General features: G+C 46.3%; 16 protein-coding genes, 1 tRNA gene and 2 pseudogenes. 13 read left to right on the forward strand and 6 right to left on the reverse strand.

Translation table 11 applies throughout. The features are described from left to right. Positions 1-775: 775 nt before the first annotated feature. The 5 genes and pseudogenes from ACK4EX_RS07580 (at position 776) to cydB (ending at position 5,539) form a co-directional block, all read left to right on the forward strand. The gene (locus tag ACK4EX_RS07580; RefSeq protein ID WP_409771387.1) at positions 776-1,957 is read left to right on the forward strand and encodes a proline dehydrogenase family protein; all 1,182 of its coding nucleotides are present in this window, start codon (positions 776-778) and stop codon (positions 1,955-1,957) included. Further along, positions 1,954-2,694: a glycosyltransferase family 2 protein gene (locus ACK4EX_RS07585; RefSeq protein WP_409771389.1), complete on the forward strand. Its 741-nt coding sequence runs from the start codon at positions 1,954-1,956 to the stop codon at positions 2,692-2,694. Before ACK4EX_RS07580 ends, ACK4EX_RS07585 begins: the two co-directional genes overlap by 4 nt. A 17-nt stretch (positions 2,695-2,711) precedes the next feature. Further along, entirely contained in the window at positions 2,712-3,026 is a 315-nt protein-coding gene (locus ACK4EX_RS07590) for a hypothetical protein (protein ID WP_409771391.1), read from the forward strand. Positions 3,027-3,124: 98 nt separating this feature from the next. Beyond that, positions 3,125-4,412 (forward strand): annotated as a pseudogene (locus tag ACK4EX_RS07595) (cytochrome ubiquinol oxidase subunit I). Between the two features lie 70 nt (positions 4,413-4,482). Next, positions 4,483-5,539 (forward strand): annotated as a pseudogene (cydB, locus tag ACK4EX_RS07600) (cytochrome d ubiquinol oxidase subunit II). A gap of 87 nt (positions 5,540-5,626) precedes the next feature. On the opposite strand, the gene ACK4EX_RS07605 reads toward cydB, so the two are convergent. The 3 genes from ACK4EX_RS07605 to ACK4EX_RS07615 all read right to left on the reverse strand — a co-directional run bounded on the left by ACK4EX_RS07605 (position 5,627) and on the right by ACK4EX_RS07615 (position 9,522). Further along, positions 5,627-6,502: a bifunctional 5,10-methylenetetrahydrofolate dehydrogenase/5,10-methenyltetrahydrofolate cyclohydrolase gene (locus ACK4EX_RS07605; protein ID WP_409771393.1), complete on the reverse strand. Its 876-nt coding sequence runs from the start codon at positions 6,500-6,502 to the stop codon at positions 5,627-5,629. A 15-nt stretch (positions 6,503-6,517) separates the two neighbouring features. Further along, positions 6,518-7,846 carry a signal recognition particle protein gene (gene ffh / locus ACK4EX_RS07610; protein ID WP_409771396.1) on the reverse strand — a complete coding sequence of 443 codons (1,329 nt, stop codon included), beginning with the start codon at positions 7,844-7,846 and terminating at the stop codon, positions 6,518-6,520. A gap of 422 nt (positions 7,847-8,268) precedes the next feature. After that, complete coding sequence (locus ACK4EX_RS07615) at positions 8,269-9,522, reverse strand: 3-phosphoshikimate 1-carboxyvinyltransferase (protein ID WP_409771399.1); 1,254 nt, start codon at positions 9,520-9,522, stop codon at positions 8,269-8,271. Between the two features lie 79 nt (positions 9,523-9,601). On the opposite strand from ACK4EX_RS07615, the gene ACK4EX_RS07620 reads away from it, so the two are divergent. The 4 genes from ACK4EX_RS07620 to ACK4EX_RS07635 all read left to right on the forward strand — a co-directional run bounded on the left by ACK4EX_RS07620 (position 9,602) and on the right by ACK4EX_RS07635 (position 14,531). Next, positions 9,602-12,004 carry a thiamine pyrophosphate-dependent enzyme gene (locus ACK4EX_RS07620; protein WP_409771401.1) on the forward strand — a complete coding sequence of 801 codons (2,403 nt, stop codon included), beginning with the start codon at positions 9,602-9,604 and terminating at the stop codon, positions 12,002-12,004. Between the two features lie 64 nt (positions 12,005-12,068). Next, positions 12,069-13,343, forward strand: a complete 1,275-nt coding sequence (locus ACK4EX_RS07625) for a DUF5103 domain-containing protein (RefSeq protein WP_409771404.1) — start codon at positions 12,069-12,071, stop codon at positions 13,341-13,343. Positions 13,344-13,358: 15 nt separating this feature from the next. Beyond that, the gene (locus tag ACK4EX_RS07630; RefSeq protein WP_409771406.1) at positions 13,359-13,985 is read left to right on the forward strand and encodes an L-threonylcarbamoyladenylate synthase; all 627 of its coding nucleotides are present in this window, start codon (positions 13,359-13,361) and stop codon (positions 13,983-13,985) included. Positions 13,986-14,444: 459 nt separating this feature from the next. Then, a tRNA-Ser gene (locus tag ACK4EX_RS07635) sits at positions 14,445-14,531 on the forward strand. 31 nt (positions 14,532-14,562) lie between these two features. On the opposite strand, the gene ACK4EX_RS07640 is transcribed toward ACK4EX_RS07635, so the two are convergent. Beyond that, positions 14,563-15,972, reverse strand: a complete 1,410-nt coding sequence (locus ACK4EX_RS07640; RefSeq protein WP_409771409.1) for a CCA tRNA nucleotidyltransferase — start codon at positions 15,970-15,972, stop codon at positions 14,563-14,565. A 201-nt stretch (positions 15,973-16,173) separates the two neighbouring features. On the opposite strand from ACK4EX_RS07640, the gene ACK4EX_RS07645 reads away from it, so the two are divergent. Genes ACK4EX_RS07645 through ACK4EX_RS07655 form a run of 3 tightly spaced genes read left to right on the forward strand, consistent with a single transcriptional unit; the run spans position 16,174 to position 18,102 of the window. Then, positions 16,174-16,776: a hypothetical protein gene (locus ACK4EX_RS07645; RefSeq protein ID WP_409771411.1), complete on the forward strand. Its 603-nt coding sequence runs from the start codon at positions 16,174-16,176 to the stop codon at positions 16,774-16,776. Then, entirely contained in the window at positions 16,773-17,372 is a 600-nt protein-coding gene (locus ACK4EX_RS07650; protein ID WP_409771413.1) for a hypothetical protein, read from the forward strand. Before ACK4EX_RS07645 ends, ACK4EX_RS07650 begins: the two co-directional genes overlap by 4 nt. A 1-nt stretch (position 17,373) precedes the next feature. Next, positions 17,374-18,102 carry a hypothetical protein gene (locus ACK4EX_RS07655; protein ID WP_409771416.1) on the forward strand — a complete coding sequence of 243 codons (729 nt, stop codon included), beginning with the start codon at positions 17,374-17,376 and terminating at the stop codon, positions 18,100-18,102. Positions 18,103-18,128: 26 nt separating this feature from the next. Here the strand turns inward: ACK4EX_RS07655 and ACK4EX_RS07660 are convergent, their stop codons facing one another. After that, positions 18,129-18,560, reverse strand: coding sequence for a Fur family transcriptional regulator (locus ACK4EX_RS07660; protein WP_409771417.1), 432 nt, complete (start codon positions 18,558-18,560; stop codon positions 18,129-18,131). 62 nt (positions 18,561-18,622) lie between these two features. Here ACK4EX_RS07660 and ACK4EX_RS07665 point away from each other — a divergent pair, with 62 nt between their 5' ends. Beyond that, entirely contained in the window at positions 18,623-19,027 is a 405-nt protein-coding gene (locus ACK4EX_RS07665) for a hypothetical protein (RefSeq protein WP_409771418.1), read from the forward strand. 22 nt (positions 19,028-19,049) lie between these two features. On the opposite strand, the gene galE is transcribed toward ACK4EX_RS07665, so the two are convergent. Further along, complete coding sequence (gene galE / locus ACK4EX_RS07670; protein WP_409771419.1) at positions 19,050-20,072, reverse strand: UDP-glucose 4-epimerase GalE; 1,023 nt, start codon at positions 20,070-20,072, stop codon at positions 19,050-19,052. Positions 20,073-20,119 lie beyond the last annotated feature (47 nt).

The following is a 20,119-nucleotide window of genomic DNA, read 5'->3' on the forward strand; positions in this document are numbered from 1 at the left end:
TATTCATTTGCCCTGTAGATACAATAGGTCAATAAATCAGCTCCGTAGGAGCAAAAGGTTAATAGAAAATTCATCGCGATACCACACAGCTCCGTAGGAGCGATACCCCTCGTGATTAAATGTTTCGCTCCTGACGGAGCTATTGCTCCTGATTTAACGTTATTTGCTATTAACCTTCGGCTGCGCTGCAGCCGTTTAAATTGCTTCTATCAGATCAATAGGTTAAAAATTCAGCTCCGTAGGAGCGACAGGTTAATAGAAAAATCATCGCAATCCCACACAGCTCTGTAGGAGCGATACCCCAAGCATTTCAATGTTTCGCTCCTGACGGAGCTATTATGAATTGGATTAATGTTATTGCTATTAATCTTCGGCTGCGCTGCAGCCTTATTTCATTTGATTCGTAGATTCATTATATTAATAATTCCAGCTCCATAGGAGCAAAAGATTAATAGAAAAATCATTGAAACACCATCCAGCTCCGTAGGAGCGATACCCATTGATTCAACGTTGAGCTATTAACCCTTAGCTGCGATGCAGCCATTTATATTTACAATAATTCCATACTTTGTCTTACATTCCCAATTCATTACACACCCTTGCGAATCTGATTAGACCATTAATTTCTCCAAATTTTTAATGCTCCATCGTAGATTTTTTGTCCAATCACATCAGGCTAATCCGATCACACATATATGGACGGTTTAAATACCACATGTAAAAAATCCCCTTACCCACTCTCTATATTTGCCCACCGGTAACGACTGAAGCCCCTATGAAACCATACGATGATCCTAATCTTTTTGAAAATACCGAAAAGGCCTTCCGATACCGCACTGATGCTGAGCTAAGGCGCGCACGCTGGCTTTTTAAACTGATTGAAAACCCCAGCACCGTGGCCTGGGGCAAAAAAATGCTCGCCCTGGCCGACAAGGTCAAACTTCCATACCAATGGGCAGTAAAAGCTACGGTTTTTCGTCAGTTTTGCGGAGGAGAGACCATGCAGGAATGTATTTCTACCATCGACCGCCTCTATCAGTACGGCGTAAAATCCATACTCGACTACTCCGTCGAAGGCAAAGAGACAGAAGACGATTTCGAACACACCTGCCTGAAAATCATTGAAATCATCCGCTTTTCGAAAGATAAACCTGCCATACCCTTTGCCGTTTTTAAAATGACCGGCATGGGACGCTTTGCCCTGCTGGAGCGCATAAGCTCCGGTGAGACACTCACCCCCGAAGAATTACGCGAATGGGAACGCGTCAAGGCAAGGGTGCATTCCATTTGTACCGAAGCTGCCACCAGCGATGTACCGGTGATGATCGATGCCGAAGAGAGCTGGATACAGCCCGCCATAGATGCACTGGCCGAAGAGATGATGTGGGAGTTTAACGTCCACAAACCCATCGTTTATACCACCCTGCAGATGTACCGCCACGACCGCTTCCCCTATCTCAAAGACCTGCTGCTCCGTGCCCGCGAGCGCGAGCGCTACGTAGGTGTAAAAATCGTACGCGGTGCCTACATGGAGAAGGAACGCGAGCGCGCCCGTCAGCTCGGCTACACCGACCCCATCCAGCCCGACAAGGCCTCCTCTGACCGCGACTACGACTACGCCCTCCGCCTCGTGGTGGACAATCTGAGCACCTTCGGCCTGGTAGCCGGCACCCACAACGAAGAATCCTGTCGCACCCTCATGCGCGCCATGGACGACTACCGCATCCCAAACAATGACCCACGCATCTACTTTTCCCAACTCTACGGCATGAGCGACCATCTGAGCTTCAACCTCTCCGCCCTCGGCTACAACGTAGTGAAATACGTACCCTTCGGCCCGGTGCGCGACGTACTGCCCTACCTCATCCGCCGAGCCGAGGAAAACACCTCCGTAGCCGGCCAGACCGGTCGCGAACTCTCCCTGATCCAGAAAGAACTCAAACGCCGGAATGCATGATCAACGGTAAAAAAATCATTGTCGTACTGCCCGCCTACAACGCAGCTAAAACCCTCGAAATGACCTACCGCGAGATCCCCTTCGACCTGGTGGACGACGTCGTACTCGTAGATGACTGCTCCCACGACGAAACCATTCGCGTAGGCCGTGAGTTGGGCATACGCCACATCATACGCCACGACGTCAATCTCGGCTACGGGGGCAACCAAAAGACCTGCTACCGCAAGGCCCTTGAGCTCGGCGCCGACATCGTCGTCATGCTACACCCCGACTACCAGTACACCCCCAAGCTCATCCCCTCCATGTGCTACCTCATCGCACACGACCTCTACGACTGCGTGCTCGGCTCACGCATCCTGAGCAAGGGCGCCCTGGCCGGTGGCATGCCCTGGTACAAATACGTAGCCAACCGCATCCTCACACTGATCCAAAACATCCTCGTCAACCACAAACTCTCCGAATACCACACCGGCTACCGAGCCTTCAGCCGCCGGGTACTCACCTCACTTAACCTCGATTACAACTCCGACAACTTCGTCTTCGACAATCAGATGCTCTCCCAGATCATCTACAAGGGCTTCCGCATCGGCGAAGTCAGCTGCCCGACCAAGTACTTCGACGACGCATCCTCCATCAATCTGAAAAACAGCGCCATCTACGGCCTCGGCGTCCTGGCCGTCTCCTTCAAGCACTTCTTCTGCAAGCTCGGTATCGCCAAGTCGCGCATGTACGAATAATACAGTTTTTTTTTTATTTGGGCGTGCCCCCTGACAAGGCGCCTGTAGCGCCTTCGTCAGGGGTCGGGCTATCCGCTCATATTCGCCTTGCAGCCGGGCGAGGCACATCGGGCTGCGGTGGCTTCGCCTGTCGCCTCCTCGCCCTGTGTGCCTCAGGCCCGTCTGCTGCGGCTCATATCCGCTCCTATCCCTCACGCAGCAGCGGCCTTCGGCCGCTTATCACTACTAAACTCCAAAAACATCACATTAAAACCTCCGGCTTCCAGCTTTTTTTTTGTGTATATCCTTCAGAAAATACACATAGCATTGACAATCAAAGCTTTGCGGTATAATTTACTGCACTTACCCCTGTAAAATTCTCATCACACAGTGATACTGGTCACCATTTCAAGAACGACGCTACTGGAATTTTATCGTAAAATCCAGGCACATGGATACTGAAGTATTGGCAAGAATTCAGTTTGCTTTCACTGTCACCTTTCACTACATCTATCCACCACTGAGCATTGGTCTCGGGCTATTGATAGTCATTTTCGAAGGTCTCTACTTGAAAACCGGAGATAAGCACTACGAAATACTTACCCGCTTCTGGTTAAAATATTCGCCATCACATTTGCTATCGGGGTAGCCACCGGTATCATTATGGAATTTGAGTTTGGTACCATTTGGTCGGTCTATTCCCGTTATGTGGGTGACATATTCGGCAGCGCACTGGCAGCTGAAGGTTTGTTTGCTTTTGCTCTGGAAAGTACTTTTCTGGGTATTCTGCTTTTCGGGTGGAACAGGGTGTCGCCCCAAGTTCATTTTCTGTCCACAATCGGAGTATTTCTCGGTTCAATGTTTTCAGCCATCTGGATCGTAGTGGCCAACAGCTGGCAACAGACTCCGGCCGGCTATCACATTGTGGGTGAAGGGTTGGATGCAAGGGCTGAAATTACCGACCTCTGGGCAATGGTGTTTAATCCAACGGTTGTAGACCGAATCATACACGTATGGCAAGGGGCCTTTTTAGTAGGCGCATTTTTGGTGTTGAGCGTGCATGCTTACTATCTGCTTCAAGGTAGATATGTAGAAATTTCAAAAAAAGCCTTTCGCATATCGTTGATCGTAGTCACCATATTTTCCTTCACCCAGCTCTTATCGGGCCACAGTTCAGCAGAAGGAGTTACTGAAAATCAGCCGGCGAAGTTAGCGGCAATGGAAGGGCATTTTGAGGCTGAGGCTCCGGCTGACCTGTACCTTTCTGGGTGGGTAGACAAGGAAAAACAAAAAACCTATGGCCTTGCCATACCCGGTGGACTGTAGTTTTTGATTCATCAGGATTTCAAAAAACCGGTGAAAGGCCTCAACGCCTTTCCTGAAGATGAACGCCCACACCGGGTAAATGCTGTCTTTCAATTTTATCACATCATAATCGGCATCGGTATGCTGCTTATCGCCCTGACAGCTTTCGGATCTTTTTACTCTGGAAAGGCAAACTTTTTAAGACCCGCTGGATATTATGGGTTTTTGTCTTTGCCGTTGGTTTACCTCAGGTAGCCAACCAGGCAGGCTGGTTTGCCGCTGAAATGGGGCGCCAGCCTTGGGTGGTATATGGCCTTCTGCGTACAAGCGAAGCTTTTTCGAAGGAAGTGGAAGCCAATCAGATTTTGTTTTCCATCATTCTTTTCTTTGTGATATATATACCATCTTGTTTGCGCTCTTTTCGTACTTTTTGAACAAAAAGATTCAGAAAGGACCTGAAAAATAGGCTGAAAATGTATTTAATCTGGTTTATAACAGCGGTATATGGAGACTTTTTTGGGCATCGACTATCCCAACTGGTGGTTTCTGGTAATCGGATTACTTTTTTCAGGATATGCCATATTAGAAGGTTTTGATTACGGAGCAGGCGCATGGCACTTAGTCTTCAAAGACGATGTAGAACGACGCATTGCAATTAATGCCATTGGGCCGCTCTGGGATGCCAATCAGGTATGGCTCATCATAGGTGCAGGAGCGCTATTTTCAGGTTTTCCGGTGATGTATTCCATTCTGCTATCGGCCATGTACACACCGTTTATGCTTTTGCTTTTAATGTTGGTTTTTGCGAACGGCTTGCATTAAGTTCCGAAGTGCAGAGCCAGCCCGGTGGTGGCGGCATATGTGGGATGTGCTGTATGCCATGTCGAATATCTCCATTTCCTTTTTGCTCGGCGTAGTACTCGGCAATGTATTACAAGGCCTGCCAATTGGAGAAAATTACACTTTCGAAAATCGCGGATTTTTTCAGTTTCTAAATCCGTATTCTATTCTCACAGGCATTACTACGTTAGCACTTTTTATGAAGCAAGGCGCTCTTTTTTTACTGCTTAAGTCAGAAGGAAATATGTGCGAAAAAACCATTCAACTCGTATGGAACAGCATCATCTTTTTTGTCGTAAGTTTTTCGATTACTTCGCTTTATACCTTGATTTTTATCGAAGGAATTGTAGAAAAATTTCGCAATAATCCGGTGTTTTTTGTGCTTCCTGTTTTATCGCTGCTTTCGATCGCTAATATTCCCCGATTGGTATATAAGAAAAAGTATTTTTATGCCTTCATTTTTTCATCGCTTACCATGGCCTTTCTATTGATGCTGGTGGCCTTTTCGCTGTATCCTGTACTGCTGCTTTCGACCAAAGACAGTTTATATAATGTGACCATTTACAATGCAGCATCATCCATTAAATCGCTGAAAATCATGCTTACTTTCGTAGTAATTGGAACACCTCTTATAGCCTTATATTTTGGCTTCTTATACAGCACTTTCAGAGGTAGGGTAAAATTGGATGATACGAGTTATAAAAGTTGTAAAAAGCTTTAAACAAAAAAGCCCGAAAACATTGTTGTTTTCCAGGCTTTTTTGCTTTGTGATGTTCTTTTTAAAATTTTTATAGATCTTATAATAAAGTCAGCTTTTACCTCGGGCGGCTTTCAGTGTATTTTTCAACAGTGAAACAATCGTCATCGGACCTACACCACCAGGCACGGGTGTAATGAAGGCTGCTTTTTGACTCACTCCATTAAAATCCACATCCCCTACGATGCGATATCCCGATTTTTTGGTTTTATCGACGATACGGGTAATTCCCACATCTACAACCACTACCCCATCTTTTACCATATCAGCTGTTACAAAATTTGGTCGCCCGACGGCGGCTATGAGTATGTCAGCTGAGCGAATGATGTCGGTGAGGTTGCGCGTATGGCTGTGGCAGAGGGTCACGGTACTGTTGCCCGGATAAGTATTTCGGGCCATGAGCATAGAGATGGGCTGGCCTACAATGTGGCTGCGGCCGAGCACTACACAGTGCTTTCCACCTGTTTCGATATTGTAGCGATCGAGCAGCTCAATGATTCCTGCGGGCGTAGCCGGTACAAATCCGGGCATGCCCAATGCCATACGGCCAACATTTTCCGGATGAAAGCCATCTACATCCTTATCGGGGCGAATGGCAAGAATGATTTTCTTCTCGTCGATCTGTACCGGAAGGGGCAGCTGCACAATAAAACCGTCAATTTCAGGATCTTCGTTAAGCTTTCGGACTTCTGTAAGCAACTCGCTCTCTGAAATGGTGTCAGAGAGCTTCACAAGGGTTGATTGAAAACCCACTTCTTCGCAGGCTTTGATCTTGGCATTCACATAAGTGACCGATGCTCCGTTGTTGCCCACAAGTACAGCAGCCAGGTGAGGGCGCTTACCTCCGTTTTTCACAATGTGCTTGACCTCTGCGGCAATTTCATTTCGAAGGTCCTGAGAGGTTTTTATGCCATCAAGCAGTATCATCGGTGCTGTTTTGGATTATCGCATGCCGCGCATCATGCCGGCCAGTCCTCTCGGGCCGCCTGATTGCATCATTTTCATCACTTTTTTCATGTCTTCAAATTGCTTGATCAGTCGGTTGACCTCTGAGATGTCGCGACCGCTACCGAGGGCAATGCGCTTTTTGCGCGAACCATTGAGAATCTCCGGATTTCTGCGTTCCTGAGGGGTCATCGACAGTATAATGGCTTCTACGTGTTTAAAGGCATTGTCGTCGATATCGATGTTTTTCATGATTTTGTTCATACCGGGCAGCATTCCCATCAGGTCTTTGACATTGCCCATCTTTTTGATTTGCTGAATCTGGCTGTAGAAATCTTCGAAATCAAACTTATTGGTGGCTATCTTTTTATTGAGCTTGCGGGCTTCTTCCTCGTTGTATTGCTCTTGTGCGCGCTCTACCAGCGATACGACATCGCCCATCCCGAGTATTCGGTCGGCCATCCGGTCGGGATGAAAAACGTCGAGAGCATCGACTTTTTCACCTGTTCCAACAAACTTAATCGGCTTGTTGACGGTAGCCCGGATTGACAGGGCTGCCCCTCCACGGGTATCGCCATCGAGCTTGGTGAGCACTACGCCATCGAAGTCGAGCACATCATTGAAGGCTTTGGCAGTATTTACTGCATCCTGACCCGTCATGGCGTCGACTACGAATAGGGTTTCTGAGGGCTTAACGGTCCGGTGAATTTCAGCAATTTCCTTCATCATCTGCTCATCGATCGAGAGGCGACCGGCGGTATCGATGATTACCACGTTATGGCCGAGTTTTTTGGCCTCTTCTATGCCCTTTTGGGCGATTTCCACGGGATTTTTGTTTTCCGGGATGGAAAATACCGGCACATTGATCTGCTGTCCCAGCACTTTAAGCTGGTCGATAGCGGCAGGGCGATACACGTCAGCCGCGATGAGCATGGGATTGCGTCCCTTTTTGCGCTTTATGTAATTGGCGAGTTTAGCCGAAAAGGTTGTCTTACCGGAACCTTGGAGACCGGCAATGAGCACGACGGCTGGTGAGCCTTGCAGATTGATGTCAGAGGCCTGGCCTCCCATGAGGGCGGCCATTTCGTCGCGAACAATCTTTATCAACAATTGGCCCGGTTGTAGGGACGTAAGCACTTTCTGGCCGAGGGCTTTTTCCTTGACAGTATTGGTAAATTCTTTGGCGATCTTAAAATTGACGTCGGCATCGAGTAGAGCACGGCGAACTTCTTTGAGGGTGTCGGCAACGTTTACTTCCGTGATGCGTCCGTGACCCTTGAGTATGTGAAAGGCTTTTTCGAGCTTATCAGTAAGATTTTCAAACATTTTATGACATAGATTTTCGGTTTGCAAAGGTATGGCTTTCCAATCAAAGGCATAGTGTGCAGATCGAGTAAAAATCGGCACTCGGGTATTGGTGAAAGCAGGGTAGGATTTGTGGATCCCCGGTTGTGATCTGAGAATTGATTTTTGGTAAAGAATGGGGATTATATTTCGTATACAATTCTGTATGGAAGCGGATTAAACCATGTGAGCCTGCCCCTTGTATGCCAAACGATGTTTCGTGATGCTGCCTTCGTGTGAGGTGACCGGCGGGCGCACGCCAGCGCGGTGCGAAAGCGAGGCTCTGCTGAGCCGTAGCACGGGAGCGAAGCGTACTCCAGAGTGGACCGGCCTGAGCAGCTGCCCCTAATGGCAACCTGCGAAGGACACGCCCAATTCAGAAAAAATCTTTACCCGTAGAACGATTAAATAAACTCGAGATTGAAGCCCAGACGACTGAGGTCGTGCCAAAAGGTGGGGTAGCTTTTGGTTACGACAGCGGGGTTTTCGATGGCGATGGGCCTGATCAGTGCCAGGGGCGCAAAGGCCATTGCCATTCGGTGATCGCCATAGGTGTGGATTTGAAGATTTTCGCGCAGGTCGATTCCCTTGTGTATGGTGAGCTGATTAGTGCTGCCCTCAACATCTGCACCACAGTGGGTGAGTTCGCTCGCCAGTGCGCGGATGCGGTCGGTCTCTTTAATGGGCAATGTATCAAGGCCTGTAAGGCAGCTGGAGTGCCCTGTGGCTGCCAGTGCTACAGCCAGGGTTTGAGCCAGATCGGGGGTGTCTCGAAGATTTATGTGATGTAATAAGGATTTTTCAGACGATTTCTTAAAAATCCGGATTCCGGCACCGAGAAAGACTGTTTCGACCCCAAGGGCATCGAAATATCCGCGGACCACAGAATCGCCCTGCATGCTGGGAATCCTGAGGCCGGGAAGAAAAAGCTCTGCCTGACGGCTGAGCAGTGCCATGAGATACCAGTAGGATGCGGCTGACCAATCGGGCTCTACATGTACTCGGGATTTGGTCGGGCGGGAGGGATAAAGAATGATTTCAGGCAGGCGGATGTCGACCTTAAGGCCTGCCTGGTAGAGTGTGGAAGCTGTAAGATAGATGTAGGGCACCGATACCGGATAACCACGTATGTGTATGCGAAGGCCAGAGGGCAGCGTACAGCCGATGAGCATGAGGGCGGTGATAAACTGACTGCTCGTAGTGCCATCTATGGCGACCTGATGGCCGTTAAGCCGGCGACCTCTGATTTCGAGTGGCGGAAAGCCCTCTCTGCCCAGATACCGGATATCGGCCCCTAACTGACGAAGTGCATCGACCAGATGACCTACGGGCCGCTCAAGCATGCGCTCCGAGCCTGTGAGTCGTACATGAGTGCCCGGCGTGGCGGCATAAAAAGCTGTTAAAAAACGAAAGGCTGTGCCAGCCATACGGCAGTCCACCCGACCCTGGTATCTCTGTGCAGCGAGTATCTCTGACAGCAGTTGAGTATCGTCAGCGTTGGAGAGACCGCTGATTTGTATTGTACCGGGATATAGAGCAGAAAGGATGAGCAGACGATTTGACTCACTCTTGGATCCCGGAAGAGGGATCCTTCCGATCAGCCGACCGGTAGGGTGCGACACTTTTACATAACGAGCGTGTAGAGGTAGGATGTCCATAATGAGGCAAATATCCCTATTCTTTGGAGGCAAAAGGCTATTTTTGCCGAAATTCCGTTACACAAAATACTGCTATCCTATGAATGAAATAACTGGCGAAGCCCTTCAGACCGAATTTGAATTGAACAAATCAGAAGTGCTGAATGATTACGCTCTGGCCATAGAATCGCGTGAAGCAAGCCTTATTGGCCGGCGAGAGGTACTGACAGGAAAAGCTAAATTCGGCATCTTCGGCGATGGAAAGGAAGTAGCCCAAATTGCCTGGGCAAAAGCTTTTAAGCCGGGAGATTTTCGTTCGGGGTATTACCGCGATCAGACATTTATGATGGCCATAGGGGCACTGACTACGCAGGAATTCTTCGCCAGTCTTTATGCTGATACTGATCTGAACAACGAGCCTGCCTCTGGCGGTCGTCAGATGAACGGACATTTCGCAACCCGAAGTCTGGACGAAAACGGCCAATGGAAGGAGCTCTCAAAAATGAAAAATTCGTCGGCCGACGTTTCTCCCACGGCATCGCAAATGCCCCGCCTTGTAGGTCTGGCTCAAGCGAGCAAGGTTTATCGTCATATGGGCGAATGGTCTGAAAAAACCAAGTTTTCGAACAATGGAAACGAAATAGCCTGGGGCACGATTGGAAATGCCTCTACCAGCGAAGGACTCTTTTTCGAGGCCATTAATGCAGCCGGAGTTCTGCAGATACCCATGGTCGTGAGCGTGTGGGACGACGACTACGGCATCTCTGTGCACAGCGAGTACCAAACTACCAAAGAAAGCATAAGTGAAATTCTGTCGGGCTTCCAACGCGGTGAGAAGCCGGGTTATGAAATCTTTGTCGTAAAAGGCTGGGACTACCCTGCCCTAATCGAAACCTACAAAAAGGCTGAACACATAGCCCGTAATGAACACGTGCCTGTGCTAATTCACGTGGTGGAAATGACCCAGCCGCAAGGGCATTCTACCTCAGGCTCTCACGAGCGTTACAAGAGCAAAGAACGCCTGGAATGGGAACGTGAATATGACTGCATCCGCCAAATGCGCCTCTGGATAGAGCGCAATGGCATAGCCACACCCGATGAGCTCGACGAAATCGAAAAAAACGCCAAAAAAGCCGCCCGCGATGCAAAAAACCGTGCCTGGCAAAACTATCTGACACCCATATTAAATGAGCGCGCTCATGCTATCGGACTACTGCAACACCTTGCGGCTGCATCAGCTGCAGGGGCTGAAATAACTTCGATAATCGAACAGCTCGGCAAACTCACCGAGCCCTTGCGTCGCGATATCCTCTCAACCGTACGCAAGGCTTTGCGCCTTACAATCCGCGAAAATTCTGCCGCTCGCCAAACACTCGAGGGCTGGTTAAAAACCTATACCGAAACTTATCAACGTCGCTATAGCAGCCACCTCTACAGCGAAAGCCCTCTCTCAGCTTTACATATAAAGGAAGTAAAGCCAGTGTATTCTGACCAATCGCCCGAGGTAGATGCACGCGTGGTATTGCGCGAAAACTTTGACCAACTGCTGGCCAATCGTCCGGAAGTGCTCATCTTCGGTGAAGACAGCGGCAAAATAGGCGACGTAAACCAGGGCCTCGAAGGCCTGCAGGCCAAGCACGGCGAAATGCGCGTAGCTGATACTGGCATCCGGGAAGCCACTATCTTAGGTCAGGGAATTGGTCTGGCCATGCGCGGCCTGCGACCCATTGCTGAGATTCAATACCTCGACTATCTGCTTTATGCCCTGCAAATCATGAGCGACGATCTTGCTACCGTGCAGTACCGAACTGTGGGCGGGCAGAAAGCACCGGTCATCGTGCGCACCCGAGGCCACCGACTCGAAGGTATTTGGCACTCAGGCTCGCCAATGGGAGCCATCGTCCATTCGATGCGAGGCATTTACATATTAGTTCCGCGGAACATGACCAAAGCAGCCGGCTTCTACAACACCATGCTCGACAGCGATGACACCGCCCTCATTATTGAGTGCCTGAACGGCTATCGCCTCAAAGAGCGCATCCCCGACAACCTCGCCGAAATACGCACCCCAATCGGTGTGGTGGAAACAATACGCGAAGGAAAGGACGTAACAGTGGTAACCTACGGCTCAAATTGCCGTATAGCTATGGAAGCAGCCCACGAACTGGCACGAATCGGCATTGAAATAGAAGTGATTGATGTGCAGTCCCTGATACCCTTCGACCGCAATCACGACATTGTTAAAAGCCTTCAGAAAACCAACCGAATCATCTTCTTTGACGAAGATGTGCCCGGAGGGGCCTCAGCTTACATGATGCAGCAGGTGCTCGAAGTACAGGGAGGTTATCGCTGGCTCGACTCCGCTCCTCGCACTCTTACCTCTAAGGAACATCGACCTGCATACGGGTCCGACGGCGACTACTTCAGTAAGCCATCGGCCGACGACCTGTGCGACCTAGTGATTGAAATAATCAAAGAAGCAGAACCTTTTCGGTTTGCATAGCACACGGTAACTTCACGATATGATTGTTGACCCTTGGAAGTCCGTTTCTCTTTTAAATAATCCTATGGTGTTTAATATTAAGCGATTACTGCTGTCGGTCATAGGGCTGCTGATGCTAAGCCATAATGTTACAGCTCAAGAAATTTTGTACGAAAACAAAATTTACACCCCAAACGTCAAAACGGTTTTGCTCCACCCCGTAGGCAATGAAACAGGCTTCCCTGCCATTAGGCTACAATCAAGCGATCGACTTATCTTGCGCTTCGACGATATGGACGAAGGAGTAAAAAACTATCAATACACCTTTGTGCACTGCAATGCCGACTGGACCCCTTCAAGGCTTTCAAAAAACGAGTACCTCAATGGCATAACAGACAATTTCATTCAGAACTACGAATTTTCCTTTAATACCTTTTACCCTTACACCCATTTTCACCTGACCTTTCCTAACCAAAACGTTCAATTCAAAATATCAGGCAACTACCTTCTAATCGTATACGAAAACAGCATAAATAAGCCTGTCCTCACGCGTAGATTTATTGTATATGAAGAGGTTGCAAATGTTGGCATGGAAGTTCGCCGTCCAACCGACGTACGCTTTAACAACACGCATCAGGAGGTAGACATTTACCTCAATCACGCCGGATATGTAATTCCTGATCCCTATGTAGATTTAAAGCTCACCATCCTTCAAAACCAACGCTGGGACAACGCCCTTACCACCCTAAAACCCCTTTTCGTACAGCAGGGACGCATCATCTACAACTACGACAACGGCGAAAATCTCTTTCAGGGCGGCAATGAATTTCGCGTGTTTGACATGAAAAACCTTCAGGTACTCGGCATAGGAATGATGAAAACTGAACTCGATCAAAACAACTGGAACGTTTACCTTTTTCGCGAATCTCCACGTCGAACCGATCGCTACGTCTTTTGGCAAGACATCAATGGTCAATATGTAATACGTCGTCAAAACTCAAGCAACCCACACACCGAAAGCGACTACGCATGGGTTGATTTTCAATTATTGGTCCCCAGTCCCTTTGCCGAAGGCGATATCTTCGTTTGGGGGCAGCTCTCTGACTGGCAACTACTGCCCGAATTTCGTATGAACTATGATTACGAAAAGCGCGCCTACACTGCCCAAATCCTCTTAAAACAAGGCTATTACAACTACCTGTATGCCTTGCAAACCGACAACGGCCAGGCTGACCTCATGCCCGTCGAAGGCAGCTACTGGGAAGCCGAAAACGAATATACAGCCATCTTTTATCACCGCGAAATTGGCATTCGCTACGACCGCGTTATCGGATTTGCCCGACTCTCCTCACGACGTTAATTCCAACACAGTACTATGGCAAAACTGCTGCGCATACACCCCGACAATCCACAACCAAGACTCATCGCCGAGGTCGTCCAGGCCCTACAAGAGGGAGCCGTCATCATCTATCCCACCGACACCGTTTACTCCTTTGGTTGCGACCTGCGCAAGCAAAAAGCCATCGAATACATTGCCCGCCTCAAAGGCCTAAAGCCCGAAAAAGCTGACTTTTCCATCATCTTCGACGACCTCAGCCGCCTTTCCGAATTCACCCGTTCAGTCGACAATCCCACCTACAAACTGCTGCGAAGAGCGCTACCCGGCCCCTACACCTTTATCCTTGAGGCCTCTAATGCTATTCCTCGCTATTTTAAGCACAACAAAAAAACCGTAGGTATCAGAATACCCGACCACACCATACCACGCACCATCGTCCGCGAGCTCGGATTTCCCATCATCGCCAGCAGCGTTCACGACGACGAAGACGACATACAGGAATACTTCACCGACCCTGAACTCATTTATGAACGCTACAAAAACGACGTAGATTACGTAATCGATGGCGGCATTGGTCAGCTATTTGCCTCTACCGTTATTGACCTTACTGGAGGCCAGCCAGAGGTAATACGTGAGGGCATTGGCACCCTCGACATCCTTTGACTATTTACACTTCCCATAATAAAGGTTAATTTTTTTCTTCATTTGGGCGTGCCCCCCGACAAGGCGCTTTAAGCGCCTTCGTCGGGGGTCGGTCCCCTCTGGGGTACGCTTCGCTTCCGTGCTACGGCTCTGCAGAGCCTCGCCTTCGCACCGCGCTGGCGCGCGCCCGACGGGCACCTCACGCAGAAGTAACCCTACGGGCTGACTAAAAATTTACACAATCAACGCGCGTCAAGACCTCATTCAGAAACCCTAACGTTCCTTTTTGCCTTAAATATTCAAACTTAGCTCCTCAGAATCGTCCGATAATTCCACACTCAAGACAAATAAAATCCTTTGCAGCAAACACTTCCATCTTTAGGTGACAAAAAGAGATAAAAGTTTCAGACAACTATTGGCACTAAGCGTTTGATCACATACATTTGCACCTCGTTTTTACAACCGTTCTTTCTTATATCAGGTGAGGTGGGTGAGAGGCTTAAACCAACAGTTTGCTAAACTGTCGTACCCGAAAGGGTACCGGGGGTTCGAATCCCCCCCTCACCGCTTTCAGATCATGCAATTGACCTTTTGAAATTTATTTACTCTTTATTTCTGAAAATTTCTTCCTCAGAAATTCCTCTGCAGCTGCCTTATCATTTGGAATTACTCCGTCCAGTATAGCATCTTTTAAACTTTCCTTTAAAATCCCCACAGTCTTCGAAGGCTTTAAATCAAACATCTGCATAATATCATCACCCGACAGAGGTGGCTGCCAGTTGCGAAGCCGGTCTTTCTCTTCGATTTCCTGAAACTTCTGACGCAGCTGCGTATAGTTATCTAGAAATTTTTGTTTTTTTAAAGGATTCTTCGTGGTAATATCCGACTCACATAAGATCATCAAGTCTTCGATGTCCTCCCCTGCCTCAAAGAGCAATCGCCTTATAGCCGAGTCAGTCGTATGTTCCAAGGTAAGTGCGGCAGGTCTTGAGCTCAGAGCCACAAGCTTTTGAACATACGTAAGCGGTTGTCCGAGCGGCCACTTCATTCGCTCAAAGATTTTTTTAACCATGCGGCTGCCAACCAATTCATGTCCATGGAAGGTCCACCCTTGCTCGGGATCAAGCTTTTTGGTTACAGGTTTACCGATGTCGTGCAGCAGAGCCGCATACCTTAGCCACAGATTCGCCGATCGCTTCGCCACATTGTCCACCACCTCCAGCGTATGGTAGAAGTTTTCTTTATGGTTATGTCCATCTACCTCATCCACTCCGTGTAGAGCATGTACCTCCGGTAGAATCAGTTTCATCAATCCACTCTCAAACATTAGGCCCAGCCCTACCGATGGTCTGGGTGCAAGCATGATTTTGTGTAGCTCATCGCTTATGCGCTCGCGCGACACAATTTTTATTCGGTGAGCCTGTGTATGTATGCCTTCAAATGTCCTGGGATCTATCTTAAACTGTAATTGAGCCGCAAAGCGCACTGCCCGCATCATGCGCAGCGGATCGTCAGAAAATGTGATTTCAGGATCAAGTGGAGTTTTAATGATGCCCAGACTTAAATGCGCAATCCCGCCAAAAGGATCTATCAGACACCCCCTGTTTTTTCCATTAAGAGCAATAGCCAGCGCATTGATGGTAAAATCACGGCGATTTTGATCATCTTGCAATGTGCCTTCTTCTACAATTGGCTTACGCGAATCGCGACTGTAGGATTCTTTTCTGGCGCCCACGAATTCAACCTGAAGATTTCTGAAGGGTACCATCGCGGTTCCAAAATTTCTGAAAACAACAAGTTCATCCGATTTACCTACTACCGCAGCGAATTGCTCCGCCAATGCAATGCCGCTCCCCACGCATACAATGTCAATGTCCGAAGGCAATGGCCTCTTTAATAAAAAATCTCTCACATATCCACCTACTACATAAGCCGGCACATTGAGCTCATCAGCACATCTGGCCACTATGTCAAATACTTCACTATCTATGGCATCCTGTAAATCCATCCATAAAATTTATCACGACAAAAATACTTCCACCTTCAATCACTATGCCCTTAAAGGCACAGATCGATATCATACAAATGCAGTATTCATTATCATGACTTATCATTTCATTTTTGAAAATAACTTTTGATTGTGAAACTTCCATTATATCTGTTAAGCCTCAATTTACTGACGCATTTAAGTTTATCCCAATCACCAGCTTTGCCCAAATTTCAAGAAGGAAGCCGTTCGAAATGCCATATTTATAATCCTTCGGCTGGTGACTCGCTTATATATGAAGTACAAATGACTACCGGCGAAAAGTATCTTTTTAAAGTATTTCTGAAACATTACGATCCTTTCAGCGAAGACTCTGACGACTATTGCGCTATAATGGATTGGATATCCACTTCAGCCAGAGGGGGTAATGGTACCATTTACACCACTTGTGAAGGACTAAGCGAAGCTGTGAAATTTATAAACTTCTTTTTTCCTGGTATAACAATGCTCAAATCAAATATGTCAGCTATATTCCTATCAAGAAAAGCATATAATGAAAGACAGGAACAAACAGTTTACATTGATAATACTAAGATTTCTTTATTCGAACGGATGGGTATACCCCATATGGATGTAGTGGTAAAAAATAAAAAGAAAAAATACAGACTGGAAGCATTCCAGCTTACAGATAACCGAAGTATGAACTACGCCGATCCATCCTACAAGTCTGATTATCAGCTATGGGTACAAGCCAGTACCAGGAGTCCGTTGATAGTGTTTATGCAGCTGCCGGAATTCAAACTTAAATTATTAGAAATAAAATGAAAAACATAATTTATCTTTTTATATTCTCAACGCTGATTGTTTCCTGTAAAAAAATACCAGAAAGTCAGTTTCAATGTGGCTCAATGGAATTTACTCTACCGACCGGTTGGTCTTTTGATTTTGTGAATAATGATTTTACAACATTTTCACTGGTTGACAGCAGTTGGAGTTTTTCACCTAAGTCATGGACCGGACATTCTGCTACAGGAGATGAGGCTGGAGCCAAAATGGTAGTTATAATTAGTAGCCTGAAAACCAATAATGCTGTTAAAGAATTTGTAGAAAATTCTGATATTCCTGAAAAAGAATTATTGTATTTGTTTTATAATGAATATATGGAAAAATTTAAAGAATCATTGGAAAATATAGATCCTGAGCCGGTAAAGAAGAAACTACCTTCCGGTGAATGGTATACCTTAAGCATGAAACGAAAGGATACATTCGAAGACAAACCATTTAATGAAATGCTGGTGGTTTATTGCAGAATATTCAAAGACAATTTGTATCTATTTTATTTTAATGACTTTGAAAAACTGTACGATAAAAATTTCAGCAAATATTTCAATAAAATTTTACAATCTGTAAAATTCGTGTAAGATGCGGTTTATTTTAGTACTTATTCTCTGTTCAGGGTATGTGCAGGCTCAGGTTGGATGTCTGGTGGGCGGATATGTGTTTGGTACTTCCACATCAAGAAGCTTTGGTCGGTATGCCGATATGATAAATTCACAACCAGGAGTAACTGATAAACTTAGCAATTTCTGGTTTGCTCACGGATACGAGGTGGGTTTCGAAATACCAAATTTAATTGTTAGTGCAGGTGTATTAAACCTTCATTACAGACGCATGATCTCACACACAAGTTATACTTCAAATACCACTGGAAAAGTTGATTTTAATCTCCGACAAAATCAGTACACTGCTTCTATAATTATAGGTGATGTTTCAGAGAAAGGTGATTTAGCTTTTTTTGTCAATGTTCCGATTGGATACTTATCCTCAACTATCAATCATACGATAGAAAATTTACCCAATTTTAGACGTGAATATTCAGGAGGTCAAATCGTAATGGGGTTTGGAGTATCGTCTTATGCCATGATTAAAAGAAGATTGGGATTGTATCTGAAACTTCTCTGGATCGGACACATGATCCCAATTAAAGACTTAAAACCAGAGCTTTTTGACAAATCATTCTACGACTCTAACAATCCTGATATGGATTCTTATTACTTAAATTACACGTATAAAGGCGAAAATCAACGAGTGCGTGCTGATTTCAGAGGTATATCGGCAGAGATTGGTTTAATTTTTATCTTATTTCCTTAATCAGATCCGTAAAAGACAAAAGTAAATTACACCACAACTGCACTACATTTATTACAAAGACCATATACAAGGCATACTACCTGCTCGTTGGTAAAACCCGCTGGCAGCTCAATTGCTGGCAGATCAAACTCAGATAAGCAGATCATCGTGTTACACATTCTGCAACTGAAATGCGGATGTTGTTTGTGACTCAGACCGTATTTTGTTTTGAGCATGTATTTTACTGTTCCGTTTACATCGCGAAGTTTTTCGATTAATCCGGCATCTTCAAGATCAATCAATGCCCTGTACAAAGTGACTCTATGCCCCAGAAAGTCGTCAGATTGCGAAAGATCAGAATAGGAAATTCCACTTTCACTGTCCATAATTTTCTGAAGCAACACCCTGCGCCACTTTGTCACTTTCAGATTAGCCTGGCGGAGAAATTCCTCAGCTGATTTTTTTTCTAAATGCATCATTGTTACATTTAAATTATAAACTATATTTGCAACTGTGTTGCATTAAACTCTAAAACAAAAGTATGATGAAATCAAAACTCCTCAAACTCGCCTCAGTGTTTTTTGTACTGACAGCTTTAGCCTGCCATAAAGATGATCACAGCCATGATCCAAACGACCTGCAATCACCTCAAATCAACATCATCAAACCCTCGGAGTTTTCTTTCAATTCAGGAGACACTGTGTTTATACAGATTGTTGTTACTGACAATGTAGAGCTGCATGAAGTCGATGTCTTCATCCATGAAAAGAGAACTGGAATAGAAAAATATAAACTGCATCGCCATAGCCATTCTAGAGAAGTAAACATAAACTCCTGGTGGATAGCTGAGGCAGGCGAAGGTCATACTGACTATGTACTCACAGTAAAAGCTGAAGATGCCGCGGGGAATAAAGCTGAAAAAAAACACGAATTCCACGTCCATTAAAAGCTGCCGATTGGCAGCTTTTTTAATTGTTGTTTAAAGTCTGTTCAAACTTCCAGGCTGAGCGAAGCATATCGACCAAAGAATATTTTGCCTTCCAGCCAAGCTTTTCATTGGCAAGGCGCGTATCGGCATACACGGCTTCTACATCACCCGGACGTCGATTTACAATCCGATAAGGTATGGTAATGCCTGTAGCTTCTTCAAACGCCTTTACCATTTGCAATACTGAATACCCTTCACCTGTTCCTAAATTATAAACCTCAAACGGTTTTTCCATCTTGCCCTGCAACATGCGATTGAGAGCATAGATGTGTGCATCTGCAATGTCTACCACATGTATGTAATCCCGGATACAGGTACCATCGGGAGTATTGTAGTCCCCTCCAAATATTTTGAGTTCGGGCCGCTTTCCTATGGCTGTCTCTGTTATATATGGTACGAGATGATGGGGGGGGCCATCCTGAAATTCACCTATGATGCCACTCTCATGCGCACCTATGGGGTTGAAATATCTGAGTGAAATCACATCAACAGCTCCAGTAGCAGCTGTATCGCGAAGGATTTCTTCTGACATTTTTTTAGTGTTTCCATAAGGCGATTCCGCAGGTTTTACTGGCGCATCTTCGCTCACTGGCAATTTATCGGGATTGCCGTACACTGTACACGAAGAACTGAACACTACATTACGGATTTTGTATGCTGTCATACATTCCAGCAAATTGATAGTACTTACCAAATTGTTGTAGTAATATTTTAAAGGTTTTTCAACTGATTCATTTACAAGCAAAAAGGCAGCAAAGTGTATAACCCCTTCCATATCTGGATATTTAGCAAAGAGGGCATTCATCTCATCCTTATTACACATCTCTACCTTTTCAAAAACAACAGACCGACCTACAATTTTTTCGATGCGATCCTTCACCTCGATGGGCGACTCACTGAGATTATCGATTATTACAGGCTCAAATCCATGCTCGATCAGTTGCACAGCTGTATGTGAACCAATATATCCTAAACCTCCTGTGACAAGAATTTTTTTAGACATAATTATTCAAAATTTTCAGCCAAAATACACTTTACATAAAATACTAG

It is taken from the genome of Thermaurantimonas sp. (assembly GCF_046299575.1).
Taxonomy (GTDB): Bacteria; Bacteroidota; Bacteroidia; order Flavobacteriales; family Schleiferiaceae; genus Thermaurantimonas.